2 rRNA genes are annotated in these 619 nt (G+C 43.3%); both read right to left on the reverse strand.

The window, feature by feature from the left end:
• Positions 1 to 222, reverse strand: a 23S ribosomal RNA gene (locus N5B56_RS13375); the annotation flags it as partial.
• Between the two features lie 286 nt (positions 223 to 508).
• Positions 509 to 619 (reverse strand): 5S ribosomal RNA (gene rrf / locus N5B56_RS13380); the annotation flags it as partial.

Consider the following 619-nt stretch of genomic DNA (forward strand, 5'->3'; position numbering starts at 1 on the left):
TTCTCTTCCTCCGGCTACTTAGATGTTTCAGTTCACCGGGTTCCCTCTGCATGGCTATGTATTTACCATGCAGTGACTGGAGTTCTTCCAGCCGGGTTTCCCCATTCAGAAATCAACGGATCATTGGATATTTGCTCCTCTCCGTCGCTTATCGCAGCTTATCACGTCTTTCTTCGGCTCTTAGTGCCAAGGCATCCACCCTGCGCTCTTATTAGCTTAACCATCTTTTCTCTCGGTGTATAGCGTTACACCGGATGGCTTTCTTTTGAGTTTATTTTCTCTTGTGTTTGTTCGCATCTTTCGATGCGCCTCGGATGTCTTGAAATTGGCATGTGCATATATTTTACTATATGACATTCTTTTTCTAGATTATTTCAGTATGCAGTTTTCAATGTACAATCTTTTTGACTGTTTTAATCAGTCATTACATATCAAAATCTTTTCTGATATCTAATCACTGGTCAAAACCAGCATCTATGTAAACATCTTTTCGATGTTTCTTTCTTTAATCTGGCAGCCACCCGCTCTCCCATGCCGTCTCCAGCATAGTACCATAGGCCGCTAAGGTCTTAACCATCGTGTTCGGGATGGGTACGGGTGTTTCCCCTTAGCGCATCGC

The organism is Eubacterium album (assembly GCF_025336545.1).
Taxonomy (GTDB): Bacteria; Bacillota; Clostridia; order Lachnospirales; family Lachnospiraceae; genus Eubacterium_U; species Eubacterium_U album.